General features: G+C 63.3%; 23 protein-coding genes and 1 tRNA gene. 13 read left to right on the top strand and 11 right to left on the bottom strand.

What is annotated here, in order from left to right:
• Positions 1–150: 150 nt before the first annotated feature.
• A complete protein-coding gene (locus AC1RR3_RS19295; protein ID WP_492824678.1) occupies positions 151–1137 on the bottom strand; it encodes an NAD-dependent epimerase/dehydratase family protein in 987 nt (328 codons plus the stop codon).
• Positions 1138–1587: 450 nt separating this feature from the next.
• Here AC1RR3_RS19295 and AC1RR3_RS19290 point away from each other — a divergent pair, with 450 nt between their 5' ends.
• Together AC1RR3_RS19290 and AC1RR3_RS19285 are read left to right on the top strand one after the other, a co-directional pair.
• Positions 1588–2595 carry a winged helix-turn-helix domain-containing protein gene (locus tag AC1RR3_RS19290; RefSeq protein ID WP_492824677.1) on the top strand — a complete coding sequence of 336 codons (1008 nt, stop codon included), beginning with the start codon at positions 1588–1590 and terminating at the stop codon, positions 2593–2595.
• Positions 2596–2734: 139 nt separating this feature from the next.
• Positions 2735–4603, top strand: a complete 1869-nt coding sequence (locus tag AC1RR3_RS19285) for a phosphorylase family protein (RefSeq protein WP_492824676.1) — start codon at positions 2735–2737, stop codon at positions 4601–4603.
• A 462-nt stretch (positions 4604–5065) separates the two neighbouring features.
• Here AC1RR3_RS19285 and AC1RR3_RS19280 read toward each other — a convergent pair.
• Positions 5066–5140 (bottom strand) — tRNA-Gly (locus AC1RR3_RS19280).
• 273 nt (positions 5141–5413) lie between these two features.
• Here AC1RR3_RS19280 and trxA point away from each other — a divergent pair.
• The gene (gene trxA, locus AC1RR3_RS19275) at positions 5414–6337 is read left to right on the top strand and encodes a thioredoxin (protein WP_492824675.1); all 924 of its coding nucleotides are present in this window, start codon (positions 5414–5416) and stop codon (positions 6335–6337) included.
• A 33-nt stretch (positions 6338–6370) separates the two neighbouring features.
• Positions 6371–7048: an LON peptidase substrate-binding domain-containing protein gene (locus AC1RR3_RS19270; RefSeq protein ID WP_492824674.1), complete on the top strand. Its 678-nt coding sequence runs from the start codon at positions 6371–6373 to the stop codon at positions 7046–7048.
• 103 nt (positions 7049–7151) lie between these two features.
• On the opposite strand, the gene AC1RR3_RS19265 is transcribed toward AC1RR3_RS19270, so the two are convergent.
• The 3 genes from AC1RR3_RS19265 to AC1RR3_RS19255 all read right to left on the bottom strand — a co-directional run bounded on the left by AC1RR3_RS19265 (position 7152) and on the right by AC1RR3_RS19255 (position 8609).
• Positions 7152–7745, bottom strand: coding sequence for a cytochrome b/b6 domain-containing protein (locus AC1RR3_RS19265; protein WP_492824673.1), 594 nt, complete (start codon positions 7743–7745; stop codon positions 7152–7154).
• A gap of 29 nt (positions 7746–7774) precedes the next feature.
• Positions 7775–8053 carry a PepSY domain-containing protein gene (locus AC1RR3_RS19260; RefSeq protein ID WP_458176877.1) on the bottom strand — a complete coding sequence of 93 codons (279 nt, stop codon included), beginning with the start codon at positions 8051–8053 and terminating at the stop codon, positions 7775–7777.
• Positions 8054–8258: 205 nt separating this feature from the next.
• Positions 8259–8609 (bottom strand): hypothetical protein, encoded by a 351-nt coding sequence (locus AC1RR3_RS19255; protein WP_492824672.1) that lies wholly within the window; start codon positions 8607–8609, stop codon positions 8259–8261.
• A 91-nt stretch (positions 8610–8700) separates the two neighbouring features.
• Between AC1RR3_RS19255 and AC1RR3_RS19250 the strand changes: the two genes are divergently transcribed.
• Both AC1RR3_RS19250 and AC1RR3_RS19245 read left to right on the top strand, forming a co-directional pair.
• A complete protein-coding gene (locus AC1RR3_RS19250) occupies positions 8701–9231 on the top strand; it encodes a TetR/AcrR family transcriptional regulator (protein ID WP_492824671.1) in 531 nt (176 codons plus the stop codon).
• Positions 9232–9352: 121 nt separating this feature from the next.
• Positions 9353–9550: a Trm112 family protein gene (locus AC1RR3_RS19245; RefSeq protein ID WP_011083431.1), complete on the top strand. Its 198-nt coding sequence runs from the start codon at positions 9353–9355 to the stop codon at positions 9548–9550.
• A 114-nt stretch (positions 9551–9664) separates the two neighbouring features.
• Here AC1RR3_RS19245 and AC1RR3_RS19240 read toward each other — a convergent pair whose 3' ends face one another.
• Positions 9665–10885, bottom strand: a complete 1221-nt coding sequence (locus AC1RR3_RS19240; RefSeq protein WP_492824670.1) for a ubiquinone biosynthesis hydroxylase — start codon at positions 10883–10885, stop codon at positions 9665–9667.
• 138 nt (positions 10886–11023) lie between these two features.
• Between AC1RR3_RS19240 and tesB the strand changes: the two genes are divergently transcribed.
• The gene (tesB, locus tag AC1RR3_RS19235) at positions 11024–11887 is read left to right on the top strand and encodes an acyl-CoA thioesterase II (RefSeq protein ID WP_492824669.1); all 864 of its coding nucleotides are present in this window, start codon (positions 11024–11026) and stop codon (positions 11885–11887) included.
• 6 nt (positions 11888–11893) lie between these two features.
• On the opposite strand, the gene AC1RR3_RS19230 is transcribed toward tesB, so the two are convergent.
• Genes AC1RR3_RS19230 through AC1RR3_RS19215 form a run of 4 tightly spaced genes read right to left on the bottom strand, consistent with a single transcriptional unit; the run spans position 11894 to position 16884 of the window.
• On the bottom strand, positions 11894–12856 hold the full coding sequence (locus AC1RR3_RS19230; protein WP_492824668.1) for a Bug family tripartite tricarboxylate transporter substrate binding protein: 963 nt from the start codon (positions 12854–12856) through the stop codon (positions 11894–11896).
• 60 nt (positions 12857–12916) lie between these two features.
• Positions 12917–14140 carry a CaiB/BaiF CoA transferase family protein gene (locus AC1RR3_RS19225; RefSeq protein ID WP_492824667.1) on the bottom strand — a complete coding sequence of 408 codons (1224 nt, stop codon included), beginning with the start codon at positions 14138–14140 and terminating at the stop codon, positions 12917–12919.
• A 24-nt stretch (positions 14141–14164) separates the two neighbouring features.
• Entirely contained in the window at positions 14165–15304 is a 1140-nt protein-coding gene (locus AC1RR3_RS19220) for an FAS1-like dehydratase domain-containing protein (protein WP_492824666.1), read from the bottom strand.
• Positions 15305–15321: 17 nt separating this feature from the next.
• Positions 15322–16884, bottom strand: coding sequence for an acetate--CoA ligase (locus AC1RR3_RS19215; RefSeq protein WP_492824665.1), 1563 nt, complete (start codon positions 16882–16884; stop codon positions 15322–15324).
• A 185-nt stretch (positions 16885–17069) separates the two neighbouring features.
• Here AC1RR3_RS19215 and AC1RR3_RS19210 point away from each other — a divergent pair, with 185 nt between their 5' ends.
• A complete protein-coding gene (locus AC1RR3_RS19210) occupies positions 17070–17846 on the top strand; it encodes an IclR family transcriptional regulator (RefSeq protein WP_492824664.1) in 777 nt (258 codons plus the stop codon).
• A gap of 62 nt (positions 17847–17908) precedes the next feature.
• On the opposite strand, the gene AC1RR3_RS19205 is transcribed toward AC1RR3_RS19210, so the two are convergent.
• Entirely contained in the window at positions 17909–18802 is an 894-nt protein-coding gene (locus tag AC1RR3_RS19205; protein WP_492824663.1) for a DUF4339 domain-containing protein, read from the bottom strand.
• Between the two features lie 238 nt (positions 18803–19040).
• On the opposite strand from AC1RR3_RS19205, the gene AC1RR3_RS19200 reads away from it, so the two are divergent.
• The 5 genes from AC1RR3_RS19200 to AC1RR3_RS19180 all read left to right on the top strand — a co-directional run bounded on the left by AC1RR3_RS19200 (position 19041) and on the right by AC1RR3_RS19180 (position 22110).
• Positions 19041–19379, top strand: coding sequence for a P-II family nitrogen regulator (locus AC1RR3_RS19200; RefSeq protein WP_057752475.1), 339 nt, complete (start codon positions 19041–19043; stop codon positions 19377–19379).
• Between the two features lie 79 nt (positions 19380–19458).
• Positions 19459–20760, top strand: coding sequence for an ammonium transporter (locus AC1RR3_RS19195; RefSeq protein ID WP_492824662.1), 1302 nt, complete (start codon positions 19459–19461; stop codon positions 20758–20760).
• 39 nt (positions 20761–20799) lie between these two features.
• A complete protein-coding gene (locus tag AC1RR3_RS19190; protein ID WP_018646000.1) occupies positions 20800–21114 on the top strand; it encodes an ArsR/SmtB family transcription factor in 315 nt (104 codons plus the stop codon).
• Positions 21111–21467: an SRPBCC family protein gene (locus tag AC1RR3_RS19185; RefSeq protein WP_492824661.1), complete on the top strand. Its 357-nt coding sequence runs from the start codon at positions 21111–21113 to the stop codon at positions 21465–21467. The genes AC1RR3_RS19190 and AC1RR3_RS19185 overlap by 4 nt, the downstream gene beginning before the upstream one ends.
• A gap of 40 nt (positions 21468–21507) precedes the next feature.
• The gene (locus AC1RR3_RS19180) at positions 21508–22110 is read left to right on the top strand and encodes an ATP-dependent Clp protease proteolytic subunit (protein WP_492824660.1); all 603 of its coding nucleotides are present in this window, start codon (positions 21508–21510) and stop codon (positions 22108–22110) included.
• Positions 22111–22159: the final 49 nt, after the last annotated feature.

Below are 22159 nucleotides of genomic sequence, written 5' to 3'. Positions count from 1 at the left end.
GACGCGTGGCTTAATTTGCAGGCAGCGGGAGGGCGGTCGGACAAAAATCGCGAAAACAACCCCATGCACAGTAGAACAGCAAAGACCGTGTTGCGCCCGGTGGCAGCACGCAGACATTTGATGCATCGAGCAAAACAGTAAAAGTGGCGCTTACGAGGCGACGGGGTAAGGCCCGTCGTCGAGCACCGCATCATGATAGTTCTTCGACCCGACCTCGCGCGCCAGCATGCTGCGAAAATCGCGGTCATCGCGGAGGCTGCGCAGCACATGCGTAAAGTCGAATTCGGGCCGCCAGCCGAGCTCCTGCCTCGCCCGCGCGTTGACGTAGACGCGGTCGATCTCCGGGAACAGCCGCCAGCCACGCGCAGCGTAGAGCTGCTCGCAATCCGGATAGAGCTCACGCACGACACAAGCCGCGTCGCGTGCCAGCGCCGCGAGATGGTGCTGCTCGAACGGGCTCGTGGCCGAGACGATGTAGCGGGCGAAGCCGATATCAGACGCGCGCTCAACGGCCAGCAAATGGGCACTCACCGCATCCGCTATATCCAACCGTCTATAGAGCAGCTCGTTGGCCTGCGCGTTGTCGAGCGGGTAGGCCGAGCGCATCGCGGGGTCGTCGTCATCCTCCGGAAAGAAGCGCGAAGTCCGCAAGACCACGACCGGCAGACCGCGTTCGCGAAAGGACAGCTCGCAGAGATTTTCCGCCATCAGCTTTGTCGTGCCGTAGATGTTCTTCGGCACCGGCGGCAGATCTTCGGTGACCCACACCGCAGCCTGTCCGGCTTCCGGTCGCAGCTGCGAGCCGAACGCGCTGGTGGTGCTGGTGAAGACGAAGCTGCGCACGCCGGCCGCGGCCGCCGCCTCGAGCAGATTGAGCGTGCCGCTGACATTGGTGTCGACGAAATCCTGCTTGCTGTGGGTCGCCACATGCGGCTTGTGCAGCGTCGCGGTGTGGATCACGGCGGAGACGCCGTCCATCTGGCGCCGGACGAAGTGGGGATCGACGATCGAGCCGACGGCATCGGTGAAGGGCGATGACTTCAGATCGACCCCACGCGCCGGGGAGCCGCGCCCGCGAAGCGTGCGGAGAAGGGCCTCCCCGAGGTGGCCCGCGCTGCCGGTGACCAGGATTGTCATTTCAAACCCATAACAGCCGCCAGCGACGTGGAAAACCACGGCGCGGTCCGGCTTGGCTGGATACTCTGGGAAAAAATGGATCGGGCGAAGAGGCTCGGACCCTCGACCCAGACCTTGTCGCTGTCCAACCCGACCAGAACCAATGTAAGGTCTGTCAATCGCATTTTTTTGACGTCCGCCATCCCCGCGCATCACTTCGCAGCGTTCGTTGCCACAAGAGGGCTGCCTTGGCAAAACGCCGGATGGCGCGCTGGCGATGCGCCTTGCCCCCCACTTTCTGCAAAGGGCCGCCACGGCCAACGTGGTTGAGCCAGCCACGTGCAGGGCGCTGCAGCGATCGGTCCAAGTTCCAGCCGATCGGCGCGAGGTAAGATCGTGTTTTCCACAGCACGGGACGGGGCCGCCCCCACCGGGCGACTGGATTGAACTACCTGACACCATCTGTTATTTGTGGTTGCACTGTGGGGCGATTGGCGGCGCGCCGCCGTTTTCTTTGGCAAAGCATTGGATGCCTATCTTCAGATAGCGGAGTCTGTACTGCGCTCGACTCGTGCGCCGATGACCCCGCGCGAGATTCTGAAGCGCGGGCTTGCATTGGGCAACGTGCCGCCAAGGCTGCATGGCAAGACTCAGCATAAGACGCTCCAAGCGCGGATTAGCGAAGACATCTTGCTGCGCCGAGAACGTAGCTCATTTTTTCGAACGAAGCCCGGCGTGTTTTTCTTGCGTGAGTTCATCACTGACACATCGATTCCGGAAAAGTATAGAGTCCCCATTATTGCACGGCGTAGACAGCGCGAATTAGCAGTTCGTCAAGCGCTCGCGTTTGATGCGCAGACGGTTGAAAGCCTGTGCGCAAGTACCTGCTCGGTCTCGGCACAACAAATACTCGACTTGCTGCAAGCCCATCAATTTCATTACGCGCGCAGCACCAAAGACGCGCGCTCGGACGACGTGCTCGTTTGGGCGTTCGTGCTGGTGCTGCGAGACAACGCCGTCTTGACTTATCGCCATGGCCGCTACCGTGAAGATCGCGATAGCTTCCTTCGAAAGCGATCTCTCGGATTTTTCTCCCCTGTAGTGCAAGACGACTTGAGTTTGTTCGACCAAAATGACCACGGCATCGTCGCTAGTGGCTTACGTGCGTTGAATGTGGACTTGAATTTGAATGCTGAATACGAGTTGGCTGACTCGGCTCGCTTGGACAGCTTTGTGTGCACGTGCGAAGAGAAAGGTACTCGAAATCTGTTAGCCGTCGTGTATTTCGATTGCCCTAAATGGTTTGAACCGTTGACGCGTCGGTTAGCTATCAACGATCTTAGGTGGCACGACCTGTCCACTCCCGTTAATTACATCGAAGATTTTGACCCGTGGTCGCAACTTGTACTAGACCATGCCCAGCGCACTGTGGGGAAAGTACAACCTTCCGATGAGGCGCCGTGTAAAACGATTTATTAGCGCAGAAGAAGAGGCCTACGTTCGGCTTCTAATCGGGAATCAAGACTCGGAAAATCGAAAAATAGGCCTTGAAACGCTTTGCAAACTCTATCGCTCCGGGTTTGTCCTACGCGAGCGAGACGTTGTGGTCGTTCACACAATGGGATTGCTGTACGACCAAGAAACGCGCGTTCGTCGTTGGGCTCTCAACGCCCTAGCTCTTATCGGCACGAAAGAACAAGTCGCCGCAGTTTTGGAGGCGATCAAGCGCAACGAATCCGACCCTGATATTTTGGCCGCAGGTATCGCGGCCCTTTGCGCGATAGTTGACGCGGAAGAAGCCCGTCGCCAACTGAACAGTGCCAACTTACCTATCGAGGGGGCCATTCTTCTTGCTGCGGCTCAACAGAGCACCAGCTTCAACGAAGAACTTCGTGGCACTCGGATCAACATTGACACTGCCGATATCCCTCAACTGAGGCTAGCATCGATTTTGATTGGTCTTGGCAAGGCGCCAGAGAATTTTTTCGACGCCAAGTTCGAAAATCGTCAAGTCATAGGGAGCTTGAATGGGCACGATGACAGAATAGTTGCGCAGTATTCAGTGTGGGCAATTTGCGAGAACAAGACATTGGGACCTAAAGCGCTTGGAGTAAAGCTAAAGGAAATTGAAGGGCGGCCCGAAAAGGTTAGAAAGTATGTGTATCAGACAATCGCGAGCAATGCCGCTGCGGCGAGAAAGAATCTCGACTTGCTCGTGCAGGGGTCAGAGGACAGGTCGGATGAGGCGCGCAACGGGCTGGCGATAGGTTTGCGAGACACCTTCTTCGACTCCATTGAAGAGCTCGTACTAGAATGGTGGCCCGACGAACAGACCGAAAGCGTCCGTCAACGTCTCTTGGAGCACATGGCGGCACAGTCGGCAAAATGCTCGCTCTATGCGGAGCCGGTGTTGCAGATTTACAGGGATGCTCCTACAAACTCACTAACGCGGAGCCGTCTTGAATCGGCAGCACGCGGAACTGAGTTGCGTACCACGATGCGCGTCATCGCTTATGACGCAGAGGGCGCTGATCTATTTGGTTATGATCACTTGCCAGAGCGCGTGCGTTCAGTCGACGGTCCGGAAACGCCCTTGCAAAGAGCCAAAAAAATAAAGGTTTTACTAGTAACTGCGCTGCCTAAGGAAGCCGCCGCGGTGATGGCAACGTTCGATTCAAGCGCAACGCTCGGTGTGCTAGGTGATCCAAACTTTTACGAGATCGGTGTTTATGAGCACAACCAGGTAAGGCGCGAGGTACTGACAGCATCTTCCGGTATGGGGACTTTGAACGCCAGTGCGCTAACGACGAATGCTTTGCGATCATTCCCGCAAGTCGAGCATATCGTGATGGTCGGAATCGCTGGTGGCTGCCCTAATCACGAAAGAGCAGACGAGCACGTGAGATTGGGTGATATCGTTACGTCCGGGGGCAATGGGATCATTGCGCACGACTTCGTCAAGGAGACAGTCGACGGGCGCGAGATTCGCAGTGCGCCGCAAAGGGCCAGTGCAACATTAATGGGGATGGCGGCACGCCTTCAGGCTGAAGCGATGATGGGGCAGCGGCCGTGGGATGCAATTGCCGCATCTGCACTTGATCGCCTTGGCGCCGATTACGCGCGTCCAGCCAATGAAACAGATGTGCTCCACGACGGCGCGAAAATCATCAGCCATCCACCTGATGGGCAACGGCGCGACGGGCTGCCGAGGGTGTTTTCAGGCGTTATCGCAGCCGCGGACACGTTGCTGAAGAATGCCGCGACCCGCGATCAGTTGAGAGAACGCTTCAACGTCCGAGCGGTGGAGATGGAAGCGAGCGGGGTGCAAGACGCGGCGTGGCACGCCAACAAGGATATTTTTGTCGTCCGAGGGATTTGCGACTATTGCGATAAGGCAAAAAGCGACGTCTGGCAGAACTACGCCGCGTTGGTTGCTGCGGCGTACGTCCGTGCTTTAGTCCAAGCCATGCCGGAGGGTTGGTTTTAGCGCTGTGCTGTCCACCATCCCGTCTAGCGCGGTACGGCCCGACTCGGTCATACTGCAAGGACTCACTGGCCGCGGGGTGCTTGGAAAGCGACCTATGAGACTCAATCGACGCTCGGTCACGATCGTCATCCGCGTCAATGTCGCCGCCTGCCTATTCGGGCTCGCCGCGATTATTAAGGCGCTGTTCTAACGAAGCGAAGGCCCGCCCTATCCGGCGGGCCTTTTTTGCGCAGCCGGGCTCCCAGCCCGCCCGTGCGCTCGCCTGTGGTTGGTCGTTCGATACTCTTAAGCGGCGGAGCGAGACCTTCCGCCGTATTGAGCGAAGATCACGATTTCGGTCGCACCGGGCATGAAGGCCCCGCGCCCAGGGCTTTACCCCGGCTTTAACCTGGCCCGAAAAAGAACGCGGTCACGCTCCCCGAAGGGAGTTTGTAGCCTTATGACGATGCTCTGGGAGAAAACTGGAGCGGGCGAAGGGGCTCGAACCCTCGACCCCGACCTTGGCAAGGTCGTGCTCTACCACTGAGCTACACCCGCATCCTGTGTCGGCCGCATGACTGCGCCGGCAACGGCTGTCGTATGCCAAAAGCGGGAGGGGAATGCAACAGCTACCGACGGCACCAATTCGCAATTGGGGGCCTATATGGACCCCAAAACCGGCCGAATCGACTGAAAATGCCCCGGAACCGCCGAATCGGCCGCAATGGATTGAAATTCGGCCGGCCCGGCCCAATTTTAGGGCCGACAGCGAAGCATATGAATTGGCGACGTGCTAAAGAGCCGCCATTCCAGACATGACGAGGGGATCCCGTGACGATCATCGAACAGGGTAACGGAGCGGCGGGCCCGGCTGCGGCCGATCTGATCAAGGACACCACCACCCAGACCTTCGTGAAGGACGTCATCGAGGAATCGAAGCGCCAGCCGGTCCTGATCGACTTCTGGGCGGAGTGGTGCGGGCCCTGCAAGCAGCTCACCCCCGTGCTGGAAAAGGCGGTCAGGGCGGCCAAGGGCAAGGTCAAGCTGGTCAAGATGAACATCGACCAGCACCCGGCGATCCCGGGCCAGATGGGCATCCAGTCGATCCCGGCTGTGATCGCCTTCGTCAACGGCCAGCCGGCCGACGGCTTCATGGGCGCGGTGCCGGAGAGCCAGCTCAACGCCTTCATCGACAAGCTGACCAAGGGCGTGACCGCGCCGGGCGAGCCGAATATCGCCGAAATCCTGCAAGAGGCCGAGGCCGTGCTCGCCGAGGGCGATGCCGCAGCGGCAGCCCAGATCTATGCCGAGGTGCTCCAGCACGATGCGACCAACATCGCCGCGCTTGCCGGCCTCGCCAAATGCTACGCCGTCTCCGGCGCGATGGAGCAGGCCAAGCAGACGCTGGCCATGGTGCCGGAATCCAAGCGCAACGACCCCGCGGTGAAGGCGGTGCAGACCGCGATCGATCTCGCCGAGCAGGCGGAGCAGCTCGGGCCGGTGGCCGAGCTGGAGCAGAAGGTCGCCGCAAACCCGCTCGATCATCAGGCGCGGTTCGACCTCGCGACCGCGCTCAACGCGCAAGGCGACCGCGCGGCCGCCACCGAGCAGCTGCTCGCGATCGTCAAGCGCGACCGCAAATGGAACGACGACGGCGCCCGCAAGCAGCTCGTGCAATTCTTCGAAGCCTGGGGCGGTACGGATGATGCAACCGTCGAGGGACGCAAGCGCTTGTCGACGATCCTGTTTTCGTAAGGGCGAGGCGCTAACACCGGCAGCGGGGACCAGATGCCGATCAACATCGAATATCGCGGACCCGCCGACCTTCCGGAGATCCTTCCGGTGTTTCCGCTCCCCGGCGCGCTGCTGCTGCCGCGGGGCCAGATGCCGCTCAACATCTTCGAGCCGCGCTACCTCGCGATGGTCGACGATTCCTTCCGCGACGGTCACCGCCTGATCGGCATGATCCAGCCCGACGCGGCGCACTCGCCGAAGAATTCCGACAAGCCGGCGCTGTTCCGGGTCGGCTGCGTCGGCCGCATCACCCAGCTCGCCGAATCCGGCGACGGCCGCTACATCCTCGAGCTCACCGGCGTCTCGCGCTTCAGGGTGGTCGAGGAGCTCGAAGTGCTGACCGCCTACCGACAGTGCAAAGTGGATTTCTTCACTTTCGTCGACGACTTCACCGCGCGGATGGGCGAGGACGAGGTCGATCGCGAGGCGCTGCTGGCGGTGCTGGCGGACTTCCTGAAGGCCAACAATCTCAAGGTCGACTGGGAGGGCGTCGAGAGCGCACCCAACGAGGCGCTCGTCAACGCACTGGCGATGATGTCGCCCTATGGCCCCGCGGAAAAGCAGGCGATGCTGGAAGCGATGGACCTGAAGACCCGCGCCGAGATCCTGATCGCGGTCACCGAGATGGATCTCGCCAAGAAGCGCACCAGCGGCGATCCGCCGTTGCAGTGAGGGACACCACACTCCGTCATGCCCGGGCTTGACCCGGGCATCCACGTCTTTACCGCAGAAGAGAACGTGGATGGCCGGGACAAGCCCGGCCATGACGAAGGATTTACGAATGACCGCGGATGCGCTTGCGTCCGGTGATCATTGCGCGGATCAGGTTCTCGCGCTGAAGAAGTCCCATCAGCACCACGCCCAGAACGTGCAACACGACCAGGACGATAACGGCGTCCGACGCGACGGCGTGGGTGTCCTCGATCCACCAGACGCCGAAGAAGGTCACAGTCACCGATAGCGCGCCCGTGATGGCCGAGACGGCGATCGACAACAGCAGCGCCACCAGCATCAATGTGCCGGCGGGATTGAGCCCGATATAGCGGCCGGTGATGCCGCGCCTGAGATTCCAGAGATAGTTTGGCGCGGCACGAAGCCGGACGCCGACCATGCGGAAGCGTGAATAGCGGCTTCCCCAAAAACCCCAGGCCAGGCGGAAGGCGAGCAGCCCGAGCACCGTATAGCCGACGATGCGGTGAAGCCCGTCGTAGACGGTCGGCGTGAACCACGCGGCCAGAATGCTGACCGCAAGGGCCCAGTGCCACAGGCGTAGCGGGAGATCCCAGACTGCGACCGTCCGCGATGCAGTTCGATCTACGGGGGGCCTGTCGGAGCCCCCGCGCGCTTCTGGCACTGCTTCGTCGATCAAGCCGTGACTATCCCCAAATCTTGCGCAGTTTACTTGGCAACCGTCTTCTTCAGGCTGAGATCTTCCGGGCTGTAGAACAGCTCGTAGAGCTTGCCTTCCTTGACGCCGTAGACCTCATAGCACGAGCCTTCGATCTTGGAGCGCCGCACTTCGTAACCCAGCGCCTTGGCCTTGGCTTCGGCCTCGCTGGCCGGCTTCCACGACGCCTTGTCGAGCTTGGTGCAATCCTTGAAACCGTCGGCCATGGCCGTCGATCCCGCGCCAATCCCGATCGTCAGTGCAATGGCAACAACACGAATGACCTTCACGAACGTCTCCTCCTCTGTCGTGAGCGCTGCGCGGGAAACCGCGAAGCGTGCCCGAAGGAAGCAACGGAGAGGGTGAAGTCAATCCGGTTCGGACGCGGATGGCTTTAGAGATATTCTAACGATCCGAAAAAGATCAGCGTGCTCCGTAGGCAGCATGCATTTGAACGGCCGCTGCGGCCTTACGTCTCACGGGTTGGAAGCATTGCTAATATCCGGCAACCGCAAGCACGACGACCACGCTGAGCGCCATCCAGCCGAAGTGGCGTCCGCGCGTCGCCCATGCGTTGGCGCAAGCTGAGAAGCCGAACACGCAGGCCATGGTGATGACGATCCAGTGGCGCGCCGGCTCCGAGCCCATCCAGGGCGCCGCGAACAGGAGCACACCGCCGCCGATCCAGGCGACGGTCGAGGCCTGCCAGACCAGGCGGATCAGGGTGCGCAGCCGTTCCGGCTCGATGCGGGCGCGGGCAAACACCTTGGCCTCGCCGAGGTAACCATGGATGAGGGCCACGGCGATGGTCAGGACGCCGGCACACTGGAGCAAGAGATCACGCATCGTCGCCTCCATACATCTGTGTATGGCTGATTAAGCGCTGGCCCGCAGCCTGTCAATACACTAGTGTATGGTCGAATTCCGGGACCCCGCCATGACCGAGCAGCTCTCCGCCGACGACTGGATCAAACAGGGGCTGAAGGCGCTCGCCAGAAACGGCTTCACCGCCCTGAAGGCTGATCCCCTCGCGAAGGCCATGGGCGTCTCGCGCGGGAGTTTCTATTGGCATTTTGCCGATCTCGGCGCGTTCCACGCCGCCGTGCTGAAGCGCTGGCGCGAGATCGCGGCGGAGCAGATCATCGCCGATGTCGAAGCCGCCAGTGATGAGCCGCTCAAGGCGCTGCTGCGCAGGTCCTTTGGCGCGCGGCTCGATCTGGAGCGCGCGGTGCGTAACTGGGCGGCGTTCGATGCGGCCGCGCAAGGCGCGGTCCGCGCGATCGACCGGCGCAGGATCGATTATATCGAGCAGCTCCTGGAGAAGCGCGGGCTTGACCCGGCGACCGCGCAGGCCCGCGCGCAGATCCTCTACTGGACCTTTCTCGGCTTCGCCCTGTCAGGGCCGCCGGTGCCGGCGGCGCGGCTCCAGGGCCTGCTCGACGAGATCCTGCAAATGGTTTCCGCTTAGATCCTTATTTTGATACGGTTTCTTGACGCGAACCGTCCCACTTCGCTCGAAAACGCTTTGGCAGCCCCGATGGGCGGACGCGAATTTCTGTGCTAGAGGCAGGCGATCGCCGGAGACAACAATGAACGCGCCCACCGAACGCCCCGAGACCAGCGTCGATCCCAAATTGCTGGAGATTCTGGTCTGCCCGCTGACCAAGGGCCCGCTGGAGTTCGATTCCGCCAAGCAGGAGCTGATCTCGCGGTCCGCAAAACTCGCCTACCCGATCCGCGACGGCATCCCGATCATGCTGCCGGAAGAGGCGCGGAAGATCGATTGAGATTCTTGTAGCCCGGATGGAGCGTAGCGCAATCCGGGACTTCTGGAGCTGATGAGGCAGCGGCCCCGGATTACGCTTCGCTCCATCCGGCTACGAAGATGACGCGAATCCCCGCTACAACGCCTCGCCCTTCAACAACCGCGGTATCTCGCCGGTCAAACCAGCGGCCTGGCGGATGAAGAGATTTTTCAGCGGCGGAGCGCGGTCGACGAGGCCGAGGCCGATGTCGCGCACCGTGCGCAGCAGCGTCGACTGGTTCGAGAACAGGAAATTCAGCGAGTTGGTGGCAACGCCCATCGCCATGGTGTCGAAGCGGCGCCAGCGCTGGTAGCGCTCGAGCACGTCGGCGCCGCCGAGATCCATGCCGAGTCGCGCCGCATCGACGACGACTTCGGCCAATGCTGCGACATCCTTCAGCCCCATGTTGAGGCCCTGGCCCGCGATGGGGTGGATGACATGGGCGGAATCGCCGACCAGCGCGAGGCGCTCGGCGATGAAGGAGCGCGCCACGAAATAGGACAGCGGAAACGCGCGCGGCTTGTCGAGCGCCTTGACCTCGCCGAGATGCAGACCAAAACGCTGCTCGAGCTCGCTGTGAAACTCGTCGTCGCTGAGCGCAATGATGCGTGCGGCCTCGGCGCGGCGCTCGGTCCACACCAGCGAGGAGCGCTTGCCCGACAGGGGGAGGATCGCGAAGGGACCCGCGGGCAGGAAGTGTTCTTCAGCGCGGCCCTCGTGATCGCGCTCATGGCCGACGGTGACGACGATGCCGGACTGGTCATACTCCCAGCCATGGGTGGCGATGCCGGCGCGCTCGCGCAGTTTTGACCGTGCGCCGTCGGCGGCGACGAGAAGACTCGCCGCGATCACGCTGCCGTCGCCGAGCGTCACGTCGATGCCCTCGGCGCGCGCATCGTAGGACGACACGGTGGTGGCGCGCAGATCGATGCCCTCGGCCTCGGCGCGCAGCACCAGCGCATCGATCAGGCGGCGGTTCTCGACCATGTGCGCAAAGGGCTCGCCCGGTGCGACATCGCCGGCGAAATTCAGGAACACCGGACGGGTGGCGTCCTCCAGCTTGGAGTCGGTCACGACCATGTCGAGGATCGGCTGCGCCTCACCCTTGACGTCGTCCCAGGCACCGATCGCCTCGAACAGGCGGCGGCAGGCGGCCACGATCGCGGTCGCGCGGGGATCGCGGCTCGGCCGCGTGCTGAGCGCGGGGTCAGCGACGATGACGGGGATCTCCGGCCCGAGCCCCTGGCGTAACGCCAGGGCGAGTGCGAGGCCCGCAAACGCGCCGCCACCAATGACAATGCTACCCCGTACCGACATACCAAGCTTCCCGGACTCTTCTTGGCCTTGCTAGCAGACTTGAGGTGGGCGAAACAGTGCGGTGAAACAAGGGCGGAAAGCCCCCATTGTGTCATTCCGGAGCATTCGACCCGGAAAGGCGGCAAGAAAGTTCACCCCATGTCCAAGAGCCTGTTCGACCTCATTTCGATCCTCGACCTCGAACAGCTCGAGGTGAATCTGTTCCGCGGCAACAGCCCGAAGACGGACTGGCAGCGGGTGTTCGGCGGCCAGGTGATCGGGCAGGCGATGGTCGCGGCCTGCCGCACCGTCGAGGGCCGGCTGCCGCATTCGCTGCATTGTTATTTCATCCTGCCGGGCGACCCGCAGGTTCCGATCATCTACCAGGTCGAGCGCCTGCGCGACGGCAAGAGCTATTCGACCCGCCGCGTCACCGCGATCCAGCATGGCAACGCGATCTTCTCGATCATGGTCTCGTTCCACGCCGAGGAAGCCAGCGCCTTCGATCACCAGGACAAGATGCCTGATGTGCCGCCGCCGGAAAAGCTCTCCGCGGAGGAGGTTGCAAAGCAGCCGCTGTTCAAGGAGATGCCGGAGTTCATCCGCCGCTACTATGAGATGGATCGTCCGATCGAATTGCGTCCCGTCGAGATCGGCCGCTATTTCGGCCAGAAGGTCGAGGACGGCCGCATCAACATCTGGATCCGCACGGCCGCAAAGCTCCCCGACGATCCCGCGCTGCATCTGTGCGCGCTAGCCTATGCCTCGGACTTCTCGCTGCTCGATGCGATCATGGCGCGCTACGGCCGTACGCTGTTCGACAAGCGCATGATGCCGGCGAGCCTCGACCACGCGATGTGGTTCCATCGCCCGTTCCGCGCCGACGAATGGCTGCTCTACGCCCAGGATTCGCCGAGCGCGCAGGGCGGCCGCGGCTTGAGCCGCGGCCTCATCTTCAAGCCTGACGGCACGCTGGTGGCGTCGGTCGCGCAGGAAGGCTCGGTGCGCGAGCGCAAAGCCTGATCGGCGTCAGCCGCCCTGCAGACCCGTCGCCTTGATCACCGGTCCCCATTTGAGCCGCTCCTGCGTCTCGAACCGGGCCAGGTCCGTCGGCGTGCCGCCGGCCGGGTCAAAGCCCAGCTCCTGAAGCCGCTTCCGCGTCTCGGGCAGAGCCAGCGCCTTGGCGAACTCGCCGTTCAGCAGCGCGATGACGGCCGGTGGCGTGTCGCGCGGCGCGTAGAAGGCGTTCCATCCGGCCATCTCGAAATCAGGCACGCCCTGCTCGGCGACGGGTTTTACGCCCGGCAGAAGGTCGCTCGGCTGCAGCACGGTGATGCCGAGCGCCTTCAGCTTGCCGTCCTCGATCTGCGTGCGCACCGCGGTGACCGTATCGATCAGCAGCGGCACCTGTCCGCCGAGCACGTCGGTCATCGCCGTCGCCGACCCCTTGTAGGGCACGCCGAACATCGGCGCGCCGGTCTTTTCCTTGAGAAACTCGAAGATGACGCGCGCCGTCGTGCTCGGCAGCGCGATGTCGATCCTGTCGGGCCTCGCCTTGGCGGCGGCGATCAGATCGGCAACGTTGTTTCCGGCGAACGACGGGCTGGCCGAGATCACCAGCGGCAGCTTGCCCACCAGGATGATCGGGGCAAAATCCTTGTCCGGCACAAAACCCAGCGAGGGATACATGAACTCGTTCATGGTCTGGGTGGCATTGGTTCCCATCAGCAGCGTATAGCCGTCGGGATCCGAATGCGCCGCCTGCTCGGTCCCGATATTGCCGCCGGCGCCGGGCTTGTTCTCGACATAGAAGCGCTGGCCGAGCGTCCGCGACAGATGGTCGGCCAAATATCGCGCCACGACATCGGTGCCCTGGCCGGCCTGATAGGGAACGATGATCTTGACCGGCCTGGTCGGATAGGTTTGCGCAAGGCTTGCGCAGCTCCATAGCAGGGCCAGCAATCCCACGGCCCATCTCGCGGATCTCAGCATGATCGTTTCCTCTCGTTATATTTATATTTTGTTTTGATTGTCTTCTCGTTGGTCGCCTTCTTATCGTGGCGCGGTGTCCTTTCCTGGCGGCGTGACGATTCCGGCTTCGATCAGGCCGTCGATCGCCGCTTCATCGAAACCGGCATCCGCGAGAATTTCGCGAGCATGCTCGCCAAAGCGGGGCGGCCGTCGCATGGTCCTGCCTGGCGTCTGCGCTAGCTTCACGGGAATGCCGGGTGCGCGATGGCCCTCGCTTTCGACCAGCATATCGCGGTGAGCAACATGGGCTTGCGCGAACGCCTGCGGCACGGTGTTGACGGCGCCCGCGGGGACGCCGGCCTGCATCAGTTCGCGGCAAAGCGCATCCGACTTGAAGCCGGCCAGCGTGCGCCCCAGCTCCGTGCGAAGCGCTGCGACGTGAGTAAGCCGATCGGCGTTGGTGCGAAAGCGCGGATCATCCAGCAAATCACCGCGTTTCACCTTCTGGCAGAAGCGGCGGAACTGGCCGTCATTGAGGATGCCGAGAAAAATCTCGCCGTCAGCGGCGGCGAACTTGTCGTAAGGCGCGATGTTGGGATGGGCGCTGCCGAGCCGGCCGGGCGCGTTGCCTGAGCAGATCCAGTTCGCCGCGTGCGGCACCAGCAGGCCGAGCGCGGTGTCGAACAGCGTCACCTCGACGCGCTGGCCGCGTCCGGTCCGCTCGCGCGCTGCGAGGGCGAGCAAGACGCCCGTGAGCGCATTGTAGCCGGTGACGTAGTCGACGATGGGCACACCGACGCGCGTGGCGCCCGAGTCCTTGGTGCCGTTGATGCTCATCAGGCCGCACATGGCCTGGAGCACCGCATCGTAGCCGGGCAGGCCGCCAAGGGGCCCATCGGCGCCGAAGCCCGAGATCGCGCAGTAGATCAAGCGTGGAAAGCGCGCAGACAAATGGGCCTCGTATCCGAGGCCCCAGCGCTCCATCGTGCCGGGCAGGAAATTCTCCACCAGCACGTCGGCATCCTTCAACAGGGCTTCGAGCACCGCGCACCCGTCGGCACGCGACAGGTCGAGCGCCATGCCGCGCTTGCCGCGATTGACGGCGCCGAAATACGCCGCCTGTCCCGCCGCATCGAAAGGCGGCCCGAGACCGCGCGTCTCGTCGCCCGATGGTGGCTCGATCTTGACGACATCCGCGCCATGATCGGCCAGCATCTGCGTGCACAGCGGCCCCGCCAGCACGCGCGAGAGATCGACGACCTTGAGGCCGGTCACCGCTCCGCGCGTGAGATCAGGTGTGGGCATGATCATGCGCCCAGTTGGATGTTGTCAGGTGCGGCTTGGCAATTCCACGATGCCGGTTCCGAGCACGGAGAGCTCGTCATCCTGGTTGCGCGCCTCCTGCTCGATCTCGACGAGGTGACGGCCGTTCTCGACGAATTTACGCTTCACCGTGCCCTTGATGAACAGGATGTCGCCCTCGGGATTATGCCGGCGGATCTTGCAGGTTGCGCGGCGCAGGAAACCGTCATCGCCCATCCAGTTGGTGAGGTGATGGGTCAGCCAGGAGCAGCGCTCCGGGCCGTAATCATAGGCGCCGGGCGCGCCGACCTCGAGCGCGAATTCCTCTTCCCAGTGCACGCGCTCGGGACAATCGGGGATATTGAAGCGGTTCGGAATGCCGAGGCCGCGATGGGCGTCCTGCAGCTTCCAGGCGAGCTTGTTGGCACGGATGTAGAGACCGCCCCAGCCCTGGGCATAGGCGATGAAGCCGGTGACCGTCATCGGTCCCTTCAGCATCACCGGGAGCGCCTCGCCTTCAGCGACGTCCTGCCAGTAGCGCTTGCGCGAGCCCTGAATCCGTTCCTCGGCGTAGTGCTTATAGGCTGCGGCAAGTTCCTCATCGCTGTAGCGCCGCGGCGCGCGGGCCTTGACGTCCTTGTATTTGGTGCCCTGATCGCGCGCGTGGTCGCGCTCGGTCCGGAAGCACCAGCTGTCCGCCTCGGCGACGAGGTCGCCCTGCTGGTTGAAGAAGTCGACGTGATAGGTCTGCTGGATCGCGCGGCCGGCAAAGCGGGTCTGATGCTCGACGAGGTCCTTCAGCTTCGCCTCGGTCGAGATGACGTCATTGCGCCTGACCGCCTTGTGCCAGGTCCAGTCCGCGCCCGACCACATGGCGTGGACGCCGGGCATCCCGCCGACATAGCCCGACACGATGCGGCTGGTCGAAAACAGGAAGCTCGGCAGCGCGATGATGCCGCCATAGCTGGACTTTGCGGCGTAGTCGGGATCGCACCAGAGCGGGTTGTCGTCGCCGATGCCGTGCGCGTAGTGGCGGATATTGTCGCGCGTGGCCTCGTAGCACCAGGGCTCAGCGGTCACGCCGATCGCGACGCCGATGCGCTTGCGCAGATCGTCGAGGCCCTCTTCGGTGATCTTGGGAAATCTGGTTTCGGTCTTGTCCAGCATGTGACGTTTCCTTTCCTCTAATTCGCGGCTTCTGATTGTTTAACGGCCTGCTCGCGGTCACGCAGCACCTTGCGGTTGACCTTGCCGGCCGGCGTCTTCGGCAACTCGGTGACGAAGCTGACGAGACGCGGATATTCGTGGTGGCTGAGGCGCTGACGCACGACGTCCTGGATCTCGTGCTCGAAGGAGGTATCGCCGGGCCGGTCGGTGACCACGAAGGCCTTCACCACCTGCCCACGCAACGGATCAGGGACGCCAATGGCGGCAGCTTCGCGCACCTGCGGATGCTTCAGGATCGCGTCCTCGATCTCAACGGCGCTCATGGTCCAGCCGGCGGAGATGATGACGTCATCGGCGCGGCCGCCGTGATAGAAGTAGCCGTCCTCGTCGATGCGGCCGAGGTCCTTGGTCGCGATCCAGTCGCCACGGCGCCACACCTTCAACTCGCCGGTCACGCCGGGCGCGCACGGCTTGCCTTCGGCGTCCTGCACCTCGACACGCCCGCCGGGGATCGGCTTGCCCAGCGATCCCGGCTTGACGACGAAGTCGTGCGCGCCGGGATAGCTCACCAGGATCACGCCGATCTCGGTGGTGCCGTACATGCTGCACACCTGATGACCGAAGGTTTCGTGGATGAAGGCCGCCGTCTCGCTGTCGATCGGCTCGCCGGTGAACGACATTTTCTCCAGCGCGTAGCGGTAGCGCGGCGCCGCGCCCGAATTCCGCATCATGCGATAATGCGTGGCGGCCGCGGAGATGTTGGTGAACTGGTGCTGCTCGAGCGCGGCCAGCAGCCGTTCCGGATTGAACTTGCCGGCATAGGCCCCGATGGTGATGCCCAGGGCCAGCGGCGCCAGCGTGCCGTGCCAGAGCCCATGTCCCCAGGCGGGCGATGACGGGCAGATGAAGCGATCGCCCGGGCGCAGGCCGGTGCCATACAGCGCGGCCACCATCAGCGTGACGATCGAACGGTGCGTGTGCTTGACCGCTTCGGGCAATTCGCGCGTCGTGCCCGAGGTGTATTGAAACAGGGCCATCGCGTCCGCGGCCGTGTCGGGCGTGAAGTGCGGCGCAAAGCGTTGCAGCTGGTTCAGGAAAGCTTCGTCGGCGACCACGACCTCGGTGCCGATCCCGGCGAGCAGCGACGCCTTCTCCGCGTTCGTCACGATCAGCCGCGGCTTGCAATCGTCGACGCGCAGCTTGACGCCGTCGGGCCCGAACAGTGTGAACAGCGGCACCGCGACGGCGCCGGCCTTCATGGTGCCGAACACCGCCACGTAGAAGGCGCGCGAGGGCTCGAGCATGATCGCGACGCGATCGCCGGGCTTGATGCCGCGGCTCACCAGATCATGCGCGAAGCGCGAGGACGCTTCGGCGAGTTCGGCAAAACCCAGCACCTCGTCCGGCCCGTCCGCGCGAACGACGATCACGGCCGGATTGGAACGGCCGGCGTGCCGGTCGATGCATTCATGCGCGATGTTCAGCCGCGCGCGGGTCCCGTCGAACAATTCCCAAAGCTTCTCCGGGGAGAAGATGGTCTGTGCGGCCGCGTAGCTTGTGTAGTCGGTCAGCTTGGTCATGACCGGCAAGATACCGACGGCGCACTAATTGTCAAATAGCACTATTAATTGTCTATATACAATTACTGTGAAGCGCGACGAAGCTTGCTGCGCGTGCGGCGCGACATGGACGATCGAAGCGGTGCCGGCGCTGCCACAATGAGTTGCTGTTGTTGCACCCGGGCCGCTGTTGTACCGATACGATCATGCCGAATGCCAAATCACCCCGCGTCCGTGCCGTGCCCGCGGTCACGCGCGCCGTCGCCATCCTCCGCCTGCTCAGCCGCAGTCCCGCGCCGCAGAGTCTCAAGGCAATCGCGGAGACTCTCGACCTGGTGCCGAGCACAGCGTTGCACATCGTGCGGGCGCTGCTGGCGGAAGATCTGCTGCAGGTCGATGCGCAGACCAAGCGCTACAGCCTCGGCGTCGGCATGTTGCCGCTGGCGCGCGCCGTGCTCGAGCATGCCGACTTTCCCGGCCTGATGCGGCCGAAGCTCGAGGAGATTTCAAACCGCTACGGCGTCATGGCGATCGGCGTCGAGGTGCCGGACCTGGACAACATGATCGTCGTCGCGCTGGCCCGCAGTCAGGCGCCGGTGCGGCTTCATGTCGACATCGGAAGCCGCTTTCCAGCGTTGATCAGCGCCACGGGCCGCTGCGTCGCCGCCTTCAGCGGCCAGCCGGAGAAGGAGATCGAGAAGCGCTTTCGCCTGCTGCGCTGGCACAACGCGCCGACCTTCGAGGCCTGGCGCAAGGAAGTCGATCAGGTGCGCAAGCAGGGTTTCAGCATCGATCGCGGCAATTACATTGCCGGCGTGACGATCGTTGCCGTGCCCGTCCTGAACGCGAAGGGGACGATCACGCACACGATCGCGGCCGTTGGCCTCGGCAGCCAGCTGGATCGTGCAAATTCGCTGGCGCTGGCGCGCGATATGCGCGCTGTCGCGGAAGCGATCGCCCCGCAACTGGCCATTCACGCCTGACAGGAAGGTGGCGGCTTCTGTCCTGTCGCGCGCGGGGAAGCCCCGCGCGCGAGGAGACGTGGTCAGAAGCCGCTAGCGGCGGCGCCGCGATCGACGAGCGCAAATTGCGACACGTACCAGCGGCCGTACCAGCGCAGCATCCACGGAATCGGGATGATGAAGCTACAGGCCAGCGAGAACACCACCGTACGCCACAGGAGCTGCCAGCCACTGCCGTTGAACACGATCTCGCGCCGCGTGCCCTCGGTATTGCGACAGATCCAGCGCATCCAGTACGCCAGCACCCAGGCCCAGCCGATGACGGTGATGGTCGAGATGAGCATCAGCAGATACCAGCCGACATAGCCGATCGCGCTGCCCTGGAACGAGATCGGCAGTCGCTCGCCGTTCGAGGTGAGATTGGCCACGATCCAGCGGAGGATCACCCAGGCGAGGAAGGCATTGATGATCATGGCAACGAGCGGCGCGTACGAAATGCCGGTGGCGCCGGCATAGGTCAGGAGCGCGTTGGCCATCAACGCCCACCAGATATCCATCGGCTGGCCCGCGAAACCGAAATTCGGGCGGCCCGGCACCTGAATGTGCGACGTTATGTATTGGTAGAACCAGACCGCGACCCACGGCGCCGGAATGACGAGGATCATGCCGATTACGAACACGATGGTCCGACCGAGCAGGCCGAACACGCTGAAATCAGCCGTCAGCGATCCTCCGCCACCGGCGCCGCTATAGCCGCCACCGCCCATCATCGGCGGTCCGCCCGCCGGGATGATCGGCGGCGCGCCGCCGCCGCCGATGAGGCCGGGGATTTCGGCGGCCTTCTGCCAGCCCGCCATGCCTTCGGACCACACCAGCGTATCCGGCCGTACGACGCCCTGGGCGATCAGGTCGCGGAATTGCCCTTCCGGATAGGGCCCCTGCTGCTTGCCCTCGGATGCGTAGAACCAACTCGCCATGAAGCGTCCCCCTCGAACATACTTTTGTACCGGCCGGGACGCTTCGGTTCACCGCATCCATGCCAAAAATGCATTGTGAAGGATGAACGGCTGCCCTGTACAGAGGCGGCCGTTCACACGCCCAAACGTTTTTCCGCTTCAACCTGCAACATTTTTATGCCATTTGCCCGGAAAGATGCCAGATTGGCGCTGCGCCGGAGACATACGGCGCGGCGCATCCCGGGGAATAGGCCTGACCATGAAACTCGTCGTCGCGATCATCAAACCCTTCAAGCTCGATGAGGTCCGCCAGGCCCTGACGGCGATCGGCGTCCACGGCATGACCGTGACCGAAGTGAAGGGCTATGGCCGTCAGAAGGGCCACACCGAGATCTATCGCGGCGCGGAATATGTCGTGAACTTCCTGCCGAAGCTGCGCATCGAGATCGCCGTCGCCTCCGACGTCGCCGAGAAGGCAGTCGCCGTGATCACCGCGACGGCGCGCACCGGGCAGATCGGCGACGGCAAGATCTTCGTCACGCCGATCGACCACGCGCTGCGCATCCGCACCGGCGAAACCGACAGCGACGCGCTCTGACGCTCTAAAAGTCTTCTTCGATCGCACCGGGCAACGACGCCACAGCGTGCGACGCAATCACGATGCTGGGGGAATCGACATGGCGGGATTGTTGCGCCGCGCGGCTGCTATGGCCGCGCCGATCGGATGTGTGTTGGCCACGGCTTCGCCGGTGCATGCCGCGAGCTCCGAGATCAACACCGCCGACACCGCCTGGATGATCGTCGCTACCGCGCTGGTGCTGATGATGACGATCCCCGGTCTTGCGCTGTTCTATTCCGGCATGGTGCGCAAGAAGAACGTGCTTGCCACCATGGCGCAGAGCCTCGCCGCGGTGACGATCATCTCCATTCTCTGGGTCGCATTCGGCTATTCGCTCTGCTTCGTCGGCGACGGGCCGTGGATCGGCTCGCTCGATCGCTGGTTCCTCGCCGGCATGACAATGGACAGCGTCAATCCGGCGGCCAAGACGATCCCGGAAGCACTGTTCATGCTGTACCAGATGACGTTTGCGATCATCACGGTGGCGCTGGTCGCGGGCTCGGTCGCCGACCGCATGCGGTTCTCCGCCTATCTCGTGTTCTCGGTCGCCTGGTTCATCTTCGTCTATATTCCGCTGGCACATTGGGTGTGGGGCGGCGGCTTCCTCGCCAGCATGGGCGTGCTCGATTTTGCTGGCGGCCTCGTCGTCCATCTGTCGGCCGGCACTGCCGGCCTCGTCGCCGCCAAGGTGATGGGGCGCCGCCACGGCTACGGCACCGAAAATCTCTCGCCGTTCGATCTCTCGCTCGCCGTGATGGGCACCGGCCTGTTGTGGGTCGGCTGGTTCGGCTTCAACGGCGGCTCGGCCGGCGCAGCCAATTCGCGCGCGGTGCTGGCGATCATCGCGACGCATCTGGCAGCCTGCTCCGGCGCGCTGACCTGGGGCGCGATCGAGTGGTCGACCCGGCGCAAGCCTTCGGTGCTCGGCATGATCTCGGGCGCAGTCGCGGGCCTCGGCACCATCACGCCGGCCTCGGGCTTCGTCGCGCCGTGGCACGGCATCGTCATCGGCATCATCGCAGGCGCCGTTTGCTACTGGGCCTGCACCTGGCTGAAGCATCGCTTCGACTATGATGATTCGCTCGACGTGTTCGGCGTTCACGGCATCGGCGGGCTGACCGGCACCCTGCTGGCCGGCGTGTTCGCGACCAGCGCGATCGGCGGCACCGCCGGTTTGCTCGAGGGCCATCCGCAGCAGCTTCTGATCCAGCTCTACGGCGTCGCCGTCACCTTCGTCTGGGCCGCGGGGGTGAGTTTTGTTCTGCTCAAGCTGGTCGCGCTGTTCGTGCCCCTGCGCGTGTCCCGCGAGCATGAGCTCGAGGGGCTCGATATTTCGCAGCACGGCGAGGCTTTGCAGTAAGGGCTTGCGCAACACATAAGCGCGTGCTTATGTGTTGTCATGATCGAAGCCGACATCTTCAAGGCGCTCGCCGACCCGACCCGCCGCAAAGTCTTTGAGAAGCTCGCCGGCGGAAGCCTGAATGCGAGCGCTTTGCGCGACGGATTGGAGATCAGCCAGCCCGCGATGTCCCAGCATCTTTCGGTGCTGCGCGCGGCGGGCCTGGTGCGCGAACAGCGGCAGGGCCGCTTTGTGAATTACGAAGTCGACCCCGACGGAATCGTCGCCATCGGGGCATGGCTTGCGCGCTACCGCGCCTATTGGCCGAAGCGCATGGAAGCACTCGCTGACCTCCTGAAGGATATGGATCAATGAGCGACGCCGTGAAGCCTGATCCCTCCGATGAAGCCCTGGTGCTCGAATATGAGTTCGATGCGCCACCCGCAAAAGTCTGGCGCGCCGTGACCATTCCTGAATTGCGCGAACGCTGGCTGCCGGACTGCGACCTTGCGGGCGCCGAACCGGAAGCAATGATCGCAGGCGAAGAGGTGCGCTACCGGCTTCGCGATTCCGAACCGCCGTTTCGCGAAAGCCACGTCATCTTCCGGCTCGAGCCGAACGTGTCAGGCGGCACCCGCTTTCGCATCATCCAGCAAGCCTGCGACATCGGCATGAAGCTGCCGCAGCCGGCCAACAGCAATGGCTGCCTGATGCGCGCGGCAGCCTGACAACAAAACACTTCATCCCCTGCAGACATGGAGGTCGCCGATGCGCGACATGCTTCAGCTCGTCCCTATGGTCGTCGAACAATCCGCCCGCGGCGAACGATCCTTCGACATCTATTCGCGGCTGCTGCGCGAGCGCATCATCTTCCTCAACGGCGAGGTCAACGATGCGATGTCGGGCCTCGTCTGCGCGCAATTGTTGTTCCTGGAGGCGGAGAATCCGAACAGGCCGATCAATCTCTACATCAACTCCTATGGCGGCGTGGTCACCTCGGGCCTCGCCATGTACGATACCATGCAGTTCATCAAGGCGCCGGTTCATACGCTGTGCATGGGCACCGCGCGCTCGATGGGCTCGTTCCTGCTGATGGCCGGCGAGCCGGGCCACCGCGCCGCGCTGCCCAACGCGAGCCTCCACGTGCATCAGCCGCTCGGCGGTTTCCAGGGCCAGGCCTCCGACGTCCTGATCCATGCCAACGAAATGCAGGAGACCAAGCGGCGCATCATCAGGCTCTACGCGCAGCATTGCGGGCGCACCGAGGCGGAGGTGGAACGGACCCTGGACCGCGACCACTTCATGACCGCGCAGCAAGGGGTCGAATGGGGACTGGTCGACCGGGTCTTCGCGGCGCGCGAGGCCGCCTGACGCCCCAGACCGATTTCGCGCATCCCGTGAGCAGGCCCAGGGTCGGTTC

The organism is Bradyrhizobium sp. GW821-FHT13H05, assembly GCF_058804065.1.
This window is presented reverse-complemented; position numbering and strand designations above follow the sequence as displayed.

Bases quoted from the DNA above. Each gene is read 5' to 3' on its own strand.
- AC1RR3_RS19185 (WP_492824661.1), top strand. From the start codon at position 21,111: ATGAGCGACGCCGTGAAGCCTGATCCCTCCGATGAAGCCCTGGTGCTC.
- AC1RR3_RS19190 (WP_018646000.1), top strand. From the start codon at position 20,800: ATGATCGAAGCCGACATCTTCAAGGCGCTCGCCGACCCGACCCGCCGC.
- AC1RR3_RS19215 (WP_492824665.1), bottom strand. From the start codon at position 16,884: ATGACCAAGCTGACCGACTACACAAGCTACGCGGCCGCACAGACCATC.
- AC1RR3_RS19205 (WP_492824663.1), bottom strand. From the start codon at position 18,802: ATGGCGAGTTGGTTCTACGCATCCGAGGGCAAGCAGCAGGGGCCCTAT.
- AC1RR3_RS19210 (WP_492824664.1), top strand. From the start codon at position 17,070: ATGCCGAATGCCAAATCACCCCGCGTCCGTGCCGTGCCCGCGGTCACG.
- AC1RR3_RS19250 (WP_492824671.1), top strand. From the start codon at position 8,701: ATGACCGAGCAGCTCTCCGCCGACGACTGGATCAAACAGGGGCTGAAG.
- AC1RR3_RS19240 (WP_492824670.1), bottom strand. From the start codon at position 10,885: ATGTCGGTACGGGGTAGCATTGTCATTGGTGGCGGCGCGTTTGCGGGC.
- AC1RR3_RS19255 (WP_492824672.1), bottom strand. From the start codon at position 8,609: ATGCGTGATCTCTTGCTCCAGTGTGCCGGCGTCCTGACCATCGCCGTG.
- AC1RR3_RS19245 (WP_011083431.1), top strand. From the start codon at position 9,353: ATGAACGCGCCCACCGAACGCCCCGAGACCAGCGTCGATCCCAAATTG.
- AC1RR3_RS19295 (WP_492824678.1), bottom strand. From the start codon at position 1,137: ATGACAATCCTGGTCACCGGCAGCGCGGGCCACCTCGGGGAGGCCCTT.
- AC1RR3_RS19180 (WP_492824660.1), top strand. From the start codon at position 21,508: ATGCGCGACATGCTTCAGCTCGTCCCTATGGTCGTCGAACAATCCGCC.
- AC1RR3_RS19225 (WP_492824667.1), bottom strand. From the start codon at position 14,140: ATGCCCACACCTGATCTCACGCGCGGAGCGGTGACCGGCCTCAAGGTC.
- tesB (WP_492824669.1), top strand. From the start codon at position 11,024: ATGTCCAAGAGCCTGTTCGACCTCATTTCGATCCTCGACCTCGAACAG.
- AC1RR3_RS19200 (WP_057752475.1), top strand. From the start codon at position 19,041: ATGAAACTCGTCGTCGCGATCATCAAACCCTTCAAGCTCGATGAGGTC.
- AC1RR3_RS19230 (WP_492824668.1), bottom strand. From the start codon at position 12,856: ATGCTGAGATCCGCGAGATGGGCCGTGGGATTGCTGGCCCTGCTATGG.
- AC1RR3_RS19270 (WP_492824674.1), top strand. From the start codon at position 6,371: ATGCCGATCAACATCGAATATCGCGGACCCGCCGACCTTCCGGAGATC.
- AC1RR3_RS19220 (WP_492824666.1), bottom strand. From the start codon at position 15,304: ATGCTGGACAAGACCGAAACCAGATTTCCCAAGATCACCGAAGAGGGC.
- AC1RR3_RS19195 (WP_492824662.1), top strand. From the start codon at position 19,459: ATGGCGGGATTGTTGCGCCGCGCGGCTGCTATGGCCGCGCCGATCGGA.
- AC1RR3_RS19285 (WP_492824676.1), top strand. From the start codon at position 2,735: ATGGGATTGCTGTACGACCAAGAAACGCGCGTTCGTCGTTGGGCTCTC.